This is a genomic window from Claveliimonas bilis (genome assembly GCF_030296775.1).
In the GTDB taxonomy this organism is placed as follows: domain Bacteria; phylum Bacillota; class Clostridia; order Lachnospirales; family Lachnospiraceae; genus Claveliimonas; species Claveliimonas bilis.
Window position 1 is genome coordinate 1,616,060 of sequence record NZ_AP027742.1, and the last position, 14,543, is coordinate 1,630,602.

Annotated in this window: 13 protein-coding genes and 1 other RNA gene; 11 read left to right on the plus strand and 3 right to left on the minus strand. The window is 45.7% G+C overall.

The window, feature by feature from the left end; translation table 11 throughout:
• Positions 1 to 3: 3 nt before the first annotated feature.
• The 9 genes from ppk1 (at position 4) to R2J37_RS07975 (ending at position 8,363) form a co-directional block, all read left to right on the plus strand.
• The gene (gene ppk1, locus R2J37_RS07935) at positions 4 to 2,130 is read left to right on the plus strand and encodes a polyphosphate kinase 1 (RefSeq protein WP_316264423.1); all 2,127 of its coding nucleotides are present in this window, start codon (positions 4 to 6) and stop codon (positions 2,128 to 2,130) included.
• A gap of 17 nt (positions 2,131 to 2,147) precedes the next feature.
• Positions 2,148 to 4,205, plus strand: a complete 2,058-nt coding sequence (locus R2J37_RS07940; RefSeq protein ID WP_316264425.1) for a DNA topoisomerase — start codon at positions 2,148 to 2,150, stop codon at positions 4,203 to 4,205.
• Positions 4,202 to 4,867 (plus strand): LbetaH domain-containing protein, encoded by a 666-nt coding sequence (locus tag R2J37_RS07945; RefSeq protein ID WP_316264426.1) that lies wholly within the window; start codon positions 4,202 to 4,204, stop codon positions 4,865 to 4,867. Before R2J37_RS07940 ends, R2J37_RS07945 begins: the two co-directional genes overlap by 4 nt.
• A 12-nt stretch (positions 4,868 to 4,879) precedes the next feature.
• Complete coding sequence (locus R2J37_RS07950; protein WP_316264428.1) at positions 4,880 to 5,362, plus strand: hypothetical protein; 483 nt, start codon at positions 4,880 to 4,882, stop codon at positions 5,360 to 5,362.
• Positions 5,363 to 5,542: 180 nt separating this feature from the next.
• Entirely contained in the window at positions 5,543 to 6,019 is a 477-nt protein-coding gene (locus tag R2J37_RS07955; RefSeq protein ID WP_230106319.1) for a MogA/MoaB family molybdenum cofactor biosynthesis protein, read from the plus strand.
• A gap of 54 nt (positions 6,020 to 6,073) precedes the next feature.
• On the plus strand, positions 6,074 to 6,820 hold the full coding sequence (locus tag R2J37_RS07960; RefSeq protein ID WP_316264429.1) for an MBL fold metallo-hydrolase: 747 nt from the start codon (positions 6,074 to 6,076) through the stop codon (positions 6,818 to 6,820).
• A gap of 12 nt (positions 6,821 to 6,832) precedes the next feature.
• Complete coding sequence (gene rnhA / locus R2J37_RS07965) at positions 6,833 to 7,312, plus strand: ribonuclease HI (protein ID WP_316264431.1); 480 nt, start codon at positions 6,833 to 6,835, stop codon at positions 7,310 to 7,312.
• A gap of 53 nt (positions 7,313 to 7,365) precedes the next feature.
• An RNA gene (gene rnpB / locus R2J37_RS07970) (RNase P RNA component class A) lies at positions 7,366 to 7,717 on the plus strand.
• Between the two features lie 103 nt (positions 7,718 to 7,820).
• The gene (locus R2J37_RS07975) at positions 7,821 to 8,363 is read left to right on the plus strand and encodes a flavodoxin family protein (protein ID WP_230106317.1); all 543 of its coding nucleotides are present in this window, start codon (positions 7,821 to 7,823) and stop codon (positions 8,361 to 8,363) included.
• Positions 8,364 to 8,492: 129 nt separating this feature from the next.
• Here R2J37_RS07975 and R2J37_RS07980 read toward each other — a convergent pair whose 3' ends face one another.
• Both R2J37_RS07980 and pyrB read right to left on the minus strand, forming a co-directional pair.
• Entirely contained in the window at positions 8,493 to 8,948 is a 456-nt protein-coding gene (locus R2J37_RS07980; RefSeq protein ID WP_230106316.1) for an aspartate carbamoyltransferase regulatory subunit, read from the minus strand.
• Between the two features lie 10 nt (positions 8,949 to 8,958).
• Positions 8,959 to 9,876, minus strand: coding sequence for an aspartate carbamoyltransferase (gene pyrB / locus R2J37_RS07985; RefSeq protein ID WP_230106315.1), 918 nt, complete (start codon positions 9,874 to 9,876; stop codon positions 8,959 to 8,961).
• A 171-nt stretch (positions 9,877 to 10,047) separates the two neighbouring features.
• On the opposite strand from pyrB, the gene pheA reads away from it, so the two are divergent.
• Both pheA and R2J37_RS07995 read left to right on the plus strand, forming a co-directional pair.
• Positions 10,048 to 11,178 (plus strand): prephenate dehydratase, encoded by a 1,131-nt coding sequence (gene pheA, locus R2J37_RS07990; protein WP_230106314.1) that lies wholly within the window; start codon positions 10,048 to 10,050, stop codon positions 11,176 to 11,178.
• Between the two features lie 65 nt (positions 11,179 to 11,243).
• Positions 11,244 to 12,542 (plus strand): ATP-binding protein, encoded by a 1,299-nt coding sequence (locus tag R2J37_RS07995; protein ID WP_230106313.1) that lies wholly within the window; start codon positions 11,244 to 11,246, stop codon positions 12,540 to 12,542.
• Between the two features lie 109 nt (positions 12,543 to 12,651).
• On the opposite strand, the gene R2J37_RS08000 is transcribed toward R2J37_RS07995, so the two are convergent.
• Positions 12,652 to 14,391: an Rqc2 family fibronectin-binding protein gene (locus R2J37_RS08000; protein ID WP_316264434.1), complete on the minus strand. Its 1,740-nt coding sequence runs from the start codon at positions 14,389 to 14,391 to the stop codon at positions 12,652 to 12,654.
• Positions 14,392 to 14,543: the final 152 nt, after the last annotated feature.

Consider the following 14,543-nt stretch of genomic DNA (forward strand, 5'->3'; position numbering starts at 1 on the left):
AGCATGGAGGAAAAGAAAAATAAAAAAGAAGATATTTTGAAATACACTCAAAACAGAGAGCTGTCCTGGCTGAAATTTAATCAGAGAGTTCTGGAAGAAGCCCAGGATCCATCCGTTCCCCTTCTGGAACGAATGAAATTCGTGGCAATTTTTACGAGCAATCTGGATGAGTTTTTCATGATTCGTGTGGGAAGCCTTTTTGATATGGCAGCGGCCGATCCGAAAGCGGTGGATTCCCGTTCGGGAATGACACCGTCGCAGCAGCTGGAAAAAATTTACGAGGCAGTGGCGCCTCTTTATAAAGAAAGAGATAAAACTTACGCGGAAATTAAGAAGCAGCTTCATCCTTATGGAGTGTGCGGTCTGGATTTTAAAGAGCTGGAACAAAGTGAGAAAAAGTATGTAAAGAAATATTTCAAGGAACAGGTACTTCCCGTCCTCTCGCCGCAGATCGTGGACGCCAACCATCCGTTTCCCCATCTTTTAAATAAAGAGCTATATGTGACTGCTATGCTGAAGCAGAACAACAGGACGATGCTGGGAATTGTTCCCATCCCTAACTTTATTTCCGACATTTTGTATCTTCCGGGACATGATATCCGCTATATCCGCATGGAAAAGGTGATCATGGAATATTTGAATCTTGTGTTCGGCCAATATGAAGTGACGGAAAAGAATTACATATGTGTTACAAGAAATGCAGATATTGCGCCGGATGACGAAGCTTTGGAGGTAAATGATGATTTCCGGTATCTGATGAAGCAGACCCTGCACAAAAGAAAAAGAATGGCAGTGGTAAGGCTGGAGATTGCAGAAAAGCTGAATGCGGAAACGGAAAAATATTTCTGTGAAAAGTTCAATATTACGAAACGGCAGATTTTCCGTACAAAGATGCCTATGAAACTGGACTATATGTTTGCCATCAGCGGCAACCTGCCGGATTCTATGAAGCGGGCGCTGATCTATCGTCCGTTTTCGCCGCAGCCTTCCGGCAGGCTGGAGGAGGGCAGCATTATGCGGCAGATCCGGAAAAAGGATGTTCTGCTTTTTTATCCTTATGAGAGTATGGAACCCTTTCTGCAGCTGATCAAGGAAGCAGCATTTGATCCGTCTGTCATGACGATCAAGATTACCATTTACCGCCTTGCCAAAAAGGCCAGACTGGTGGAGTATCTCTGTGCGGCAGCGGAGAACGGTAAGGAAGTAACGGTCCTTATTGAGCTTAGGGCAAGATTTGACGAGCAGAATAATATTGACTGGTCAGAGCGGCTGGAAGAAGCAGGATGCCGTGTGATCTATGGATTTGAAGGATATAAAGTTCATTCCAAGATTTGTCTGATCACCTATCGGCACCGTAATGAGATTCAGTATATTACTCAGATCGGCACAGGAAATTACAATGAGAAGACGGCTGCCATGTATACGGATCTTTCGTTAATGACGGCCGACAGGGAGATAGGGGAAGATGCCGCTTTGTTTTTCCAGAACATGTCCATTGGAAATCTGGACGGAATCTATCGCCATCTGATCGTATCGCCCACTTCACTGAAGCCAAAGATCCTGCAGCTGATGGATCAGGAAATACGAAAAGGGGCAAAAGGCCGGATTATTATGAAAATGAATTCCCTGACAGATGTGGATTTTATTGAAAAGGCGGCGGAAGCCTCTCAGGCAGGTGTCCGTGTAGATTTGATCGTCAGAGGGATCTGCTGTATTCTTCCGGGTATACCGGGATATACAGAGAATATTACCATATCCAGCATTGTGGGAAGATATCTGGAACATCCAAGGATCTTCAGCTTTGGAACAGGGACAGATCAGAAAATCTATATCGGATCAGCGGACATGATGACAAGAAATACAGAAAAACGTGTGGAAGTTGCAGCGCCTGTGCTGGATCCGGATGTGAAGCGCCAGGTAAACGGATATCTGGAGGTCATGCTGGCGGATAATGTAAAAGCCAGGGTACTGCAAAAAGACGGAACATACAAAAAGAAACCGATCACGGAAAAGAGAGTCAATTCACAGGAACACTTTATGAAGTCTGCTGTCCTGGCAGCAAGGAACAAAAAGCCGGCGCCTAAAAAGCAGGGGCTGCGTGAGCGGTTTGCAAAGATATTCAGAAAATAGGAGAACAGACAGCATTTATGGGAAAAGCATTATATATTGCCGAAAAGCCAAGTGTAGCACAGGAGTTTGCCAAGGCTTTGCATCTTAAGACAAGAAGAAATGACGGATACCTGGAATCGGCAGAGGCAGTTGTGACATGGTGCGTCGGGCATCTGATCACAATGAGTTACCCGGAAGCTTATGATGAAAAATATAAGCGGTGGAGTCTTGCGACTCTGCCGTTTTTACCGGAGGAGTTCCGCTATGAGGTGATTCCCTCGGCAGCGAAACAGTATCGTATTGTAGCAGGCCTTCTGAACCGGGAGGATGTGGAAGTGATCTATGTCTGTACAGACTCGGGACGGGAGGGAGAATATATATACCGTCTGGTAGAACAGATGGCGCAGGTAAAAGGGAAGATCAGGAAGAGAGTGTGGATCGACTCCCAGACAGAAGAGGAAATCCTAAGGGGTATCCGTGAGGCAAAAGATCTGTCGGAGTATGATGATTTGTCCGCATCAGCCTATCTTCGCGCCAAAGAAGATTATCTGATGGGGATTAACTTTTCCCGCCTTCTGACACTGAAATACGGGGACAGTATTTCCCGTTATCTGAACACAAAGTATTCGGTTGTGTCTGTGGGACGGGTGATGACCTGCGTTCTCGGCATGGTAGTAAGAAGAGAACGGGAAATCCGGGATTTTAAAGAAACGCCCTTTTACCGTGTCGTCAGCACCATAAGAGCAAAAGAAGGCGGACAGACTTTCGAGGGAGAGTGGAGGGCAGTCAAAGGCTCACGGTATTTTGAATCCTTTGATCTCTACAAAGAAAATGGATTCAAAGAAGAGGCAAAGGCCAGGGAACTGGTGGACTTTCTGCAGGATCCGTCCCCTGTTTCCTGCAAGATTCTTTCCATTGAAAAGAAAAAGGAAAAGAAAAATCCTCCTTTGCTTTTTAACCTGGCGGAGCTGCAGAATGAGTGTTCTAAAAGGTTTAAGATCAGCCCGGATGAAACGCTTCGCATTGTGCAGGAACTGTATGAAAAGAAACTGGTTACTTACCCCAGGACAGACGCCAGAGTACTGTCCACAGCGGTGGCAAAAGAAATCAGCAAAAACTTAAACGGGTTGATGAAATATACGCCGGCGGTGCCCTGGCTGAACGATATTGCCAGCCGGCAAAGTTATAAGGGGCTGGCAAAGACACGGTATGTCAACGACAGCCAGATCACGGATCATTATGCCATTATTCCTACAGGACAGGGTATGAGCGCGCTAAATAGTGTGGCGCATACGGCAAAATCGGTGTATGATATTATAGTGAGGAGATTTTTGAGTATTTTTTATCCCCCGGCAATTTATCAGAAAGTGGCGATCGTCACCGAGATCAAAGGAGAGCAGTTTTTCTCCAGCTTCAAAGTCCTGGCGGAGGCCGGATATCTGGAAGTGGCAGGTGTTCCGGGACAGAAGAAGGAAAGCTCTGAAAACGGAGAAAATGAGGACGGGGAAGGAACCGCGGGAGAGGAGTTTTTTGAGACAGTAAAATCCCTGAAAAAAGGCATGGTCCTTTCGGTGGAATCACTGGATGTGAAAGAGGGAAAAACCTCTCCGCCGAAACGATACAATTCCGGCTCACTGATCCTTGCCATGGAAAACGCCGGGCAGTTGATCGAGGACGAGGAGCTTCGTTCACAGATCAAAGGAAGCGGAATCGGAACCAGTGCCACAAGGGGTGAGATTTTAAAAAAATTATTCAACAATAAATATCTGGCACTCAATAAGAAGACCCAGATTGTGACTCCCACACTTTTGGGCGAGATGATCTATGACGTGGTGGATCATTCTATTCGCTCCCTTCTTAATCCGGAACTTACAGCCAGTTGGGAGAAGGGCCTCACTTACGTGGCGGAAGGGGAAATCACTTCAGACGAATATATGGTGAAACTGGAAAATTTTATCCGCACAAGAACAAGCGGAGTGCTGGGGCTGAATAATCAATATGAATTAAGGAGCTGCTATGATAAAGCGGCATCTTATTATAAAAAATCAAAAAGTAAAAAACAAAAGCCGAAAGGCGGAAATGGAGCAGAACAATGAAAGAAATGACTATTAAAGAACTGTATACTCTGGAAGAAACGATTGCAAAGGATATTTTTGAAGGAGCAACCTATCCATGGGAAGTCCTTCCTAAAATCGGATCCTTTATCAAAGAACTTGGAGAGACACTTTCCAGCGAAGAGTATGATAAGGTGGGAGAAGATGTCTGGATCGCGAAATCTGCAAATGTATTTGAGTCTGCATATATTCACGGACCTGCCATTATCGGGAAAAATGCGGAAGTGCGTCACTGTGCTTTTATCCGCGGCAACGCTATTGTCGGAGAAGGAGCAGTTGTGGGCAATTCTACAGAGCTGAAAAATGTAATTTTATTTAATAAGGTACAGGTGCCCCATTACAACTATGTCGGAGACTCTATTCTTGGGTACAAAGCTCATATGGGAGCAGGATCCATCACATCCAATGTAAAATCCGACAAAAAGCTGGTTGTGATCAAGACGTCGGAAGGACCTGTTGAGACCGGATTGAAAAAATTCGGCGCCATGCTGGGGGATGAAGTAGAAGTTGGATGCGGAACTGTATTGAATCCGGGAAGTGTGGTAGGAAGCCATACAAACATTTATCCTTTGTCTTCTGTGCGGGGATTCGTTCCGGCAGGAAGCATTTATAAAAAGCAGGGAGAAGTTGTAGAGAAGCAGTAAACACCGAAGGAGGTGGAAGGCTGTGAAGAAAAGGACCGAGGAGAAATACTGTCTGTAAACCAGAAGGATGAAAAAGTGGAAATCCTGCTTTCAAAAAGCGGCGAAACAGTCAGTCTTGATTTTTCTGAAATGGAGGAATCTGGCGGGGCGGATTTGAAAGAAGGAGATTATATCTATTACAGTACCTGGGGAAATACGCCGGAAAAACTGGATACTATAGAGAAAACTGCTCCATATACACTGAATTATGAGGTGGGGAGCGGGGAAATTGTATCTATTGATACAGAAGAGATGATAATGACCGTGGAGCTTGACCGCGGAATGGAATTTTACGATGACAGTACAGCTGTCCTTGATTACAGCTGCAGTACCGGATGGCTGAAAAACAACAAGGACTTTGAAGTAAATCCGGGAGAGAGTATTTACTATTCATTTTTTGACGGAAAACCGGAAGAAATCTATTGCATCGAACGTATCGTTTCGGAAGAAGCGTAAACAGACTGTTGCTTTGTGTGGATAAAATGTCAAAGACAGTAGAGTTTTGCGGAACAGAAAGGGCATGTTGCAAATAGTTCTGTAAATTGTTATTATTATGAGTGGAATGAAATACCGTATCACGCATAACAAAGGACACAGGAGCTTAGGTACAGAAGAATAGATTGATGGAGGTACAAGATGAGAGTTGCAATTATTACAGCAAATACAGCAATATACAGAGGAAAGGAAGAGGATGCAGCGGGAAAAGTGATCCAGAAGATCATTGAAAAGGAAGGACATACCATTGTGTTCCAGAAAGCCCTTCCTTGCGACAGGCAGGTTTTGTCTACCGTCATGCAGAGAATGGCGGACGGACATTTAACAGACCTGATCCTGACAACAGGAGGAGCAGGATGTAACGCGGGGGACTGCACGCCGGAGGCGACAATGGATGTAGTGGATCGTCCGGTCCTTGGCATCCCAGAGGCAATGAGAGCTTATACCATGAAGCTGACAAAGCGTTCCATGCTCAACAGAAGCGCGGCAGGGATCCGAGGAGATGTTATGATCGTGAATCTTCCCGGTAAAGCCGGCGCGGTTAAGCAGTGTCTGGAATATCTGCTTCCGGAAATTACGCATGCAGTTGAACTGATCCAGAAGACTCCGGAAGAGTAAGAGATGAGAAAAGCCCAGGCAGGAATGGCAGAATAGATGTAGCAGGAGGGGAGTATGCAGGATATGAAAATTACGTATATCGGACATAGCGGATTTGCAGTCAGATGGGATGGACATGCAGCTGTGTTTGACTATTTTCAGGGAGAAGTGCCCGAGTTTGAGAAAGACACGAAAATCTATGTTTTTGCCAGTCATGCACACTACGATCATTTTCAGCCGTGTATTTTCGAATGGGCGTCAAAATATCCTGATATCACCTACATTTTATCCAGCGATATCAAATACAGGATTCCGGAAGAGATTTCAGCAGAGCAGGTGTATTATATGAAACCGGGCCGGCGTCTGGAGTTGGAAGAGGATTGTCCGGTGGCAGTGCGTACTCTGAAATCAACAGATGAGGGAGTGGCATTTTTGATCCGGATCGGCGAGAGAATTATCTATCATGCAGGTGACCTGAACTGGTGGCATTGGGAGGAGGAATCCCCAAGATACAATAAACTGATGATGCAGAGCTATCAAAGAGAGATTGAAAAGCTGGAGGGGCGTCATATTGATGTGGCTTTCGTTCCGGCAGATCCAAGACAGGGAGAACAGTATTATTGGGGACTTGACTGGTTTATGAAACATACGGATACAGCCAATGTATTTCCTATGCATAACGGGCAGGAACATGAGGTTTATGAAAGGCTGATGGTACAGCCGGAAACGGAAAGCTACCGGGAACACATTATGCATATTACCGGGAAAAACCAGATATTTGAAGTGGCGTTCCCGGAAAATGGGACTGCCCGGACAGAATAGGAGTGGCATAACATGCAGGTAAAGATATATACAGATGGAGCGGCCAGAGGGAATCCGGACGGGCCGGGAGGCTACGGGGCAGTCCTGGAATATGTAGATACGAAGGGACAGCTTCATACAAAGGAACTTTCCCAAGGATATAAGAAAACGACAAATAACCGGATGGAACTGATGGCAGTGATTGCAGCGCTGGAAGCACTGAACCGGCCCTGCAGCATTGAGCTTTACTCAGACTCCAAATATGTGGTGGATGCTTTCAATCAGAACTGGATCGGCGGATGGCTGAAAAAAGGCTGGAAAAGGGGAAAGAATGAGCCGGTAAAAAATGTGGATCTCTGGAAGCGGCTCCTGAAGGCAAAAGAACCTCATCAGGTACAGTTTATCTGGGTAAAAGGACATGACGGACATCCGCAGAATGAAAGGTGCGATACTTTGGCCACATCGGCAGCAGATGGAGACAATCTGATCGAAGATACCGGGCTTGAAGTATAAGATTTGGCTTTACAGAAATTTTATTATGTGATAAAATCGAAAATCGTGGAAGTCAAGTATAACAGGTAATCGCGGCTGCAATCGCCGAAAGGCGGCAGGTGAGGAAAGTCCGGGCTTCACAGGGCAGGATGCCGGATAACGTCCGGTGGAGGCGACTCCAAGGCCAGTGCAACAGAAATGTACCGCCGGGAAGATTTCCCGGTAAGGGTGGAAGGGCAGTGTAAGAGACTACCGCCCTCCTGGTAACAGGAGGGGCACATGTAAACCCCATCCGAAGCAAGACCGAATATAGACAATGCGGCGGCCCGTCGCGTCTTAGGTAGGTCGCTTGAGCCTGCCGGCAACGGCAGGCCTAGATAGATGATTACCCAACGACATAACCCGGCTTATCGTTATGCTTGATTTTCAATTTGGGACGTAACAAAGTTAAACTTTGTTACGTCCCAAATTGACATTAGTGGTGGGTAAAAATGCAAAAGGCCCCGGGTAAAATTGGAGGAACAAGTCTATGAAGAATATTGTTGTGATTACGGGAAGCCCGAGAAAGGGCGGAAATAGCGATAAAATGGCAAATGCTTTTATCAAGGGGGCGGCAAGCCAGGGACACAAACTGGCTAAGATTGCAGCGGCTGATATGAATATCCATGGCTGCCATGCGTGCGATGCCTGTTATTCAACAGAAAAGCCCTGTATTTTCCATGATGATTTTAATCAGATTGCGGGGGCGATCCTGGAAGCGGATGTGATTGTTCTTGCTACGCCTATGTACTGGTTTTCTTTTTCCGCGCAGATAAAAGCCCTGATTGACAGATGGTATTCTCTGAATCGGAGCCAGGAAGGATTAAAAGGCAGAAAGGAATGTGTTCTTCTGGCCTGCGGAGCAGATGACAGAGAACATTTTGAAGGGTTGGAGAGGACATATGAAATCATGGCGGAATATCTGCAGTGGAAGGACGCGGGAAGAGTGATCGCACCAGGCGTCAGTGCAGTGGGAGATATTGAAAACACCGATGCTCTGGAAATGGCGGAAGCGCTTGGCAGAAAGATTTGAAATGGCTATGCCAAAGATGCAGAAAAATAGGTGAGAAATAAAAAAGCGGTCGGAAATTTCCGGCCGCTTTTTTAATCCAGTCTGCACATCTGACAGGACTGGCAGTATATACAGTTTTCAATTTAACTTTTATCCGCGGTGCCGGGAACGTCCCTCGTATTTTTCTTCGCAGTACATGCAGCGGTAAATCTCCTTTTCAGGGTCTGTCAGAACAAATACATGATCCAGCTCCTGTTCAATAGAAGTAATACAGCGGGGATTCTTGCAGCGGATTACATTTGTGATCTTTTTCGGCAGGTGAAGCCGCTTTTTCTCTACAATTTCTTCGTCTTTAATAATGTTGATGGTAATATTGTGATCGATGAAACCGAGAATATCAAGGTCAATAAAGTCGATGGGACATTCAATTTTAATGATATCTTTTTTTCCCTTTTTACTGCTTTTGGCATTCTTAATGATAGCTACACAGCAATCCAGCTGATCCAGATGAAGATATTTATAAATTTCCATACTCCGTCCGGCCTGAATGTGATCCAGCACAAAACCTTCCGAAATCCGTCCTACATTTAAAGTATTTTTTACCATGTTTTTCCTCCTATACTTCTATTTCCAGCAGAGTCAATATAAGAGCCATACGAACATAGACGCCGTACTGCATCTGTTTGAAATAAGCGGCCCTTGGATCCTTGTCCACTTCTGTGGAAATCTCGTTTACTCTGGGAAGCGGATGAAGAACATACATATCTTCGGGGGCAAGTTTCATTTTTGCAGCATCCAGGATATAGAAATCCTTCATGCGCACATAGTCTTCTTCATTGAAGAAACGTTCCTTCTGTACGCGGGTCATATACAGAAGGTCCAGTTTTGGAAGGGCGTCCTCCAGGCGTACTACCTCTTCATAAGGAACTTCGTTTTTATCCAGAACATCATGGCGGATATATCCGGGAAGTCTCAATTCTTCCGGCGAGATTAAAATAAAACGGATGCCCGGATAACGAACAAGAGCGTGAATAAGGGAATGTACGGTACGGCCGAATTTCAAGTCGCCGCACAGACCAATTGTCATATTGTCAAGGTGCCCTTTCAGGGAACGGATTGTCATAAGATCTGTCAATGTCTGAGTCGGATGCTGATGCCCTCCGTCTCCGGCATTAATAACAGGGATGGAAGAGTGCTGGCATGCAACCATGGGAGCGCCCTCCTTCGGATGACGCATGGCACAAATGTCAGCGTAACAGGAAATGGTACGGATTGTGTCAGATACACTTTCACCTTTTGCAGCAGAACTGGAATCAGCGGAAGAAAATCCCATGATACTTCCTCCCAGATTCAGCATGGCAGCTTCGTGGCTCAATCTTGTCCGAGTACTCGGCTCATAGAATAAAGTAGCCAGCTTCTTTCCTGCACAGGCATGTGCATATTTCTGGGGATTTGCTTCAATATCAGAAGCAAGATCCAGAAGCTGCTCCAGCTCTTCCACGGAAAAATCCAGTGGACTCATTAAATGTCTCATAAATACCTCCTTGATATATATCATCCATTTCCCGAAAATGATCGAAAGAAATGGAAATCTGCTTTTCATACATCATATAATAAATGAAGAAGTTTTTCAATGTCTGCCGTGGATTTTGCCGAGGGTTTGTATTATAATACAATTTAGTATGTGAAAAAGGAGATTGTGAAAATGCAGCAGTTGGAAGAATTGAGAGAGGATCTGGCCGGAATCGACAGCCAGATTGCGGAACTGTATAAAAAGAGAGTAGCGGTCTGTGAGAAGATCGGAGATATAAAAATTGACGCCGGACAGAAAGTATTTGATAAAAAAAGAGAAAAAGAGCAGTTGAGCAGGATTACAAAAGGGATTGATGATGAATTTATGAAGCTTGGGCTGACTGAGCTTTTTGAGCAGCTGATGTCCCAGAGTCGGAAGATGCAGTATCAGATGCTGACAAAAAAAGGTGCCCTTGGGCGTCTTCCTTTTATTGGAGTAGACAAACTGGACTGGGAACAGTCAAGGATCGTTTTCCAGGGGACAGACGGAGCTTATTCCCAGGCTGCTATGCATGCCTATTTTGGAAAGAATGTCAATAGCTTTCATGTGCAGACTTTCAGGGATGCAATGGAAGCAATCGAAGAGGGGTCGGCTGATTTTGCGGTTCTGCCCATCGAGAATTCCTCCGCCGGAGTGGTAAGTGAGACTTACGATCTTCTGGTTGAATTTGAAAATTATATTGTAGGGGAAATCGTCCTGCCTATTGAACATGCCCTGGCCGGGGTAGAGGGGACAACACTGGAAACGATCCAGCGTGTGTATTCTCATCCACAGGCATTGATGCAAAGCGCAAAATATCTGGACGAGCAGAGAGGATGGCAGCAGATTGGTGTGGCCAATACAGCTGTTGCAGCGAAAAAGATCCTAAATGAAAATGATGTGACCCAGGCTGCTATCTGCAGCGAACATGCGGCGGAAATTTACGGGCTGAAAATACTGGACCGCAAAATCAATTATAATGATAACAATTCTACCCGGTTCATTATTGTGACGAACCAGAAGATTTTTCTGAAAGATGCCAAAAAGATCAGCATTTGCTTTGAAGTAGACCATTCCAGCGGTTCCCTTTACCACCTGCTGGCCCATTTTACTTACAATAACCTGAATATGACAAAGATAGAATCCCGCCCGGTAGAGGGGAGAACATGGGAGTACCGCTTCTTCGTGGATTTTGACGGGAACATGGGAGAAGGGGCTGTGAAAAACGCTATCCGGGGACTCAGAGAAGAATCAAGAACTTTGAAAATTCTAGGAAACTATTGATTCCAGCCGCGATGCCAATGACTGGACAGTGCAGTGCCGATAGAAAAGGCAGAAAGGAAGAAAAAATGAGGATACATGAGCTGATCATCTATAAAAATCTGGAGCAGGAACAGATTTTAAATGATATGACGTTTCTGATGGAAAATTACGACAATGAGTACTACAACAAAGAGGACTTGAAAAGTCTTCTCTTTGAGTGTACAGGCAGCATACTGGAGCTGTGCGTGGATCATGGGTTTGAGGGGAATCTCTGGCATGATTACCTGACATTTCTCCTGGCCAATGATGAGAATGCCTACAGCACCTCCTGTGAGATTGTGGGGGAGACAGCAGGAAGCATCAACAAGGTGGCCCGCCATGATTTCGCTATCTTCAAGGAACTGTTCGACTACGATTTCACAGCGATGGAGGCAGACCTTGGCGTGGACTGCGTTTCCATGATACTGGATTACACAGGGTCAGGAACCCACGGCAGTGTGTTCAACAGCCGTATCCGAGATCGAATCTGTGCTCTGGCGAAAAGCCTGGGACAGACAAAGGATGCGGAGGAGTTCAAGGCTTCCGTGACCCAGTTCTACAAGGAGTTCGGTGTAGGTAAGCTGGGGCTTCACAAGGCATTCCGGGTGGTCCACGACGAGGAAGGAGTCCATATTGCGCCTATCACAAAGATTGCCCATGTACAGCTTGACGAGCTGGTGGGATACGAGAGCGCCAAGAAAAAACTCGTCGACAATACAGAGGCATTTGTGAAGGGACGCCGGGCCAATAACTGTCTCCTCTTCGGAGACGCAGGAACCGGAAAATCCTCCTCTATCAAGGCCATATTAAATAAATATTACGACCAGGGGCTGCGGATGATCGAGGTATACAAGCACCAGTTCCAGGATCTCAATGACGTTATCGCCCAGATCAAGAATAGAAATTACAAATTTATCATCTATATGGATGATCTTTCTTTTGAAGAGTTTGAGATAGAGTACAAATATCTGAAGGCGGTCATTGAGGGGGGACTGGAGAGAAAGCCGGACAACGTGCTGATCTATGCCACCTCCAACCGGCGCCATTTGATCCGGGAGAGCTTCCGGGACAAGGAAGAGAGAGATGAAGAGCTGCACACAAACGACACGGTGCAGGAGAAACTTTCCCTGGTGGCCAGGTTCGGCGTCACCATCTATTTTGGAAAACCGGCCAAGAAGGAATTTCAGGAGATTGTGCGTCAGTTAGCAAAGAGAAATGGCATAGAGATGGATGAAGAGCAGCTCCTTCTGGAAGCAAATCGCTGGGAGTTGAACCACGGCGGCATGTCCGGGCGGACAGCCCAGCAGTTTATCGACTATCTGCTGGGGATGGAAACGCAGCCCTGATGATCTGACCACAGGTCTCGCTTTGTGGGAGGGATGATTGATGAAAAACAAAGGAGGAAATCCCGCATGCCATTTATGGCTTCGAGGTTTCCTCCTTTTTCGGAACGCTTTATTCTTTTACCTCTTCAATTCCGCTGATATCGGAATCTATGATAAGAGAATAATTCGTATGATAAATGACAAATCCCGGCCGTCCGCCTGCCGGTTTTTTTACATGTTTTTTTTCAATATAATCAATTTCTGACTTTTCAGCTCCGCGGCTTTTGGAGTAGTAAGCAGCCAGTCGTCCGGCCTCTTCGAAAGTGCGGTCAGGAAGCTCCTCTCCATTTGACTTGACAATGACATGGGATCCGGGAACTTTTTTGGCATGGAACCACCAGTCGTTTCCGGAAGCAAAATGAAAAGTAAGCTCTTCATTCTGCAGATTATTCTTTCCTACATACATGTGGAAGCCATCGCTGGAAATATAGTGGAAAGGCTTGCTGGTAATGCGGACTTTCTGTTTGGAATAACGGCGGCGGATATATCCTGCTTCAGTCAGCTCTTCCTTGATCTGTGTAAGGTCTTCTTCGGCGGAAGCAATATCGAGGGAGGTGCTTATGGACTCCAGATAATGGATATCATCCAGGGTTTCCTTGATTCGTTCGGTCAGCGCTTCAAACGTTCGTTTCTGCTTATTGTATCTGGAAAAGAAACGCTGTGCATTTTCGGATGGAGTAAGGTGTTCATCCAGCGGGATGGTAATTTCTTCATTAGTATAATAATTGAGAGCAGTGAGAGATTTCGCCCCTGGTTCCAAACTGTAGCCGTAAGTGTGGAGAAGCTCACCGTATACTTTATATTGTTCTCTGTTTTCTGTATCCTTGAGCTGTTTTGCCTGCAGCTCATACTTTTTACGGTTCCGTTCCAGAGCAGTCTGGACAACGTGTCTAAGATCTGCAGACTTCTGGCGGATCCTTGTCAAGGTCTCCCGGGAGGAATAGAAGGTGCGGATCACCCTGGAGATGGAGTCAAAAGATTCCTTCCTGTAGTTGGAAAAATGAGTCAGAGGCAGAGCAGAAAACTCTTTCGGCTCATTTTTGTCGTAATATATGGCGGGAGAAAACTCAAGAGAAGAAATCTGCTCCATATAATAGGAAAACTGCTTATATAGATGAAGCAACATTTCCTCTGTCATATCCCTGGCAGTCATTCGGGACTCCAGACCGGACAGATAACAGATCTCTTCCGCGACCACAGGGCTGATTCCGGTAAATCCTGTGTAAAGGGCCTTGGATAAAGGAAAGGAAGAGGAAGAAAGGGTCTGTATGAAAAGTTCCCGATCTGCATGGAGGGGATCCTCCTTTTTTGTGGTTTCCGGAATAAAGTATTCTCTGCCGGGAAGAACTTCACGGACAGAACTCATCTGTGCGGAAACGTGTTTAATACTGTCAATGATCCGGCTTTTATCATCGCAGAAAATAATATTACTGTGTTTTCCCATGATTTCAGCGACAAGGGTCTTTCGGCATAGATCACCCATTTCATCCAGATGTTCGATATCAAAAAAGAGAACACGCTCCAAAGAGGGCTGACGGACGGAAAGGATCCTGCCGTTCCCGATATGTTTGCGAAGAAGCATGCAAAAGCCGGGAGCGGTCATAGGGCTTGGTTTGTTGTCGTCTGTCAGATAAATAAGAGGCAGAGAAGCGCTGGCAGAAATACAGAGCTTTTTTTGTCCTCCCGGCGTCTTTATGGTAAGGAGGAGTTCGTCATTTTCCGGCTGCGCGATTTTAGCGATCCGGCCTCCTGCTAATGTATCATTTAATTCCTGTGCCAATGCGGCAATGGTAATTCCGTCAAAAGCCATAAAAATCTTCCTTTCTGTTTCGGTGTCAGAATCGGGGAAATGATCTCATCAGATGTCCCCTTTGCCTAGTTTACCATAGAAACCGGATTTTGCAAAACCTGTGTTTTGGAAAGTTGACGGAAACGGTCAAATGAATTATAATAAACCAGGAT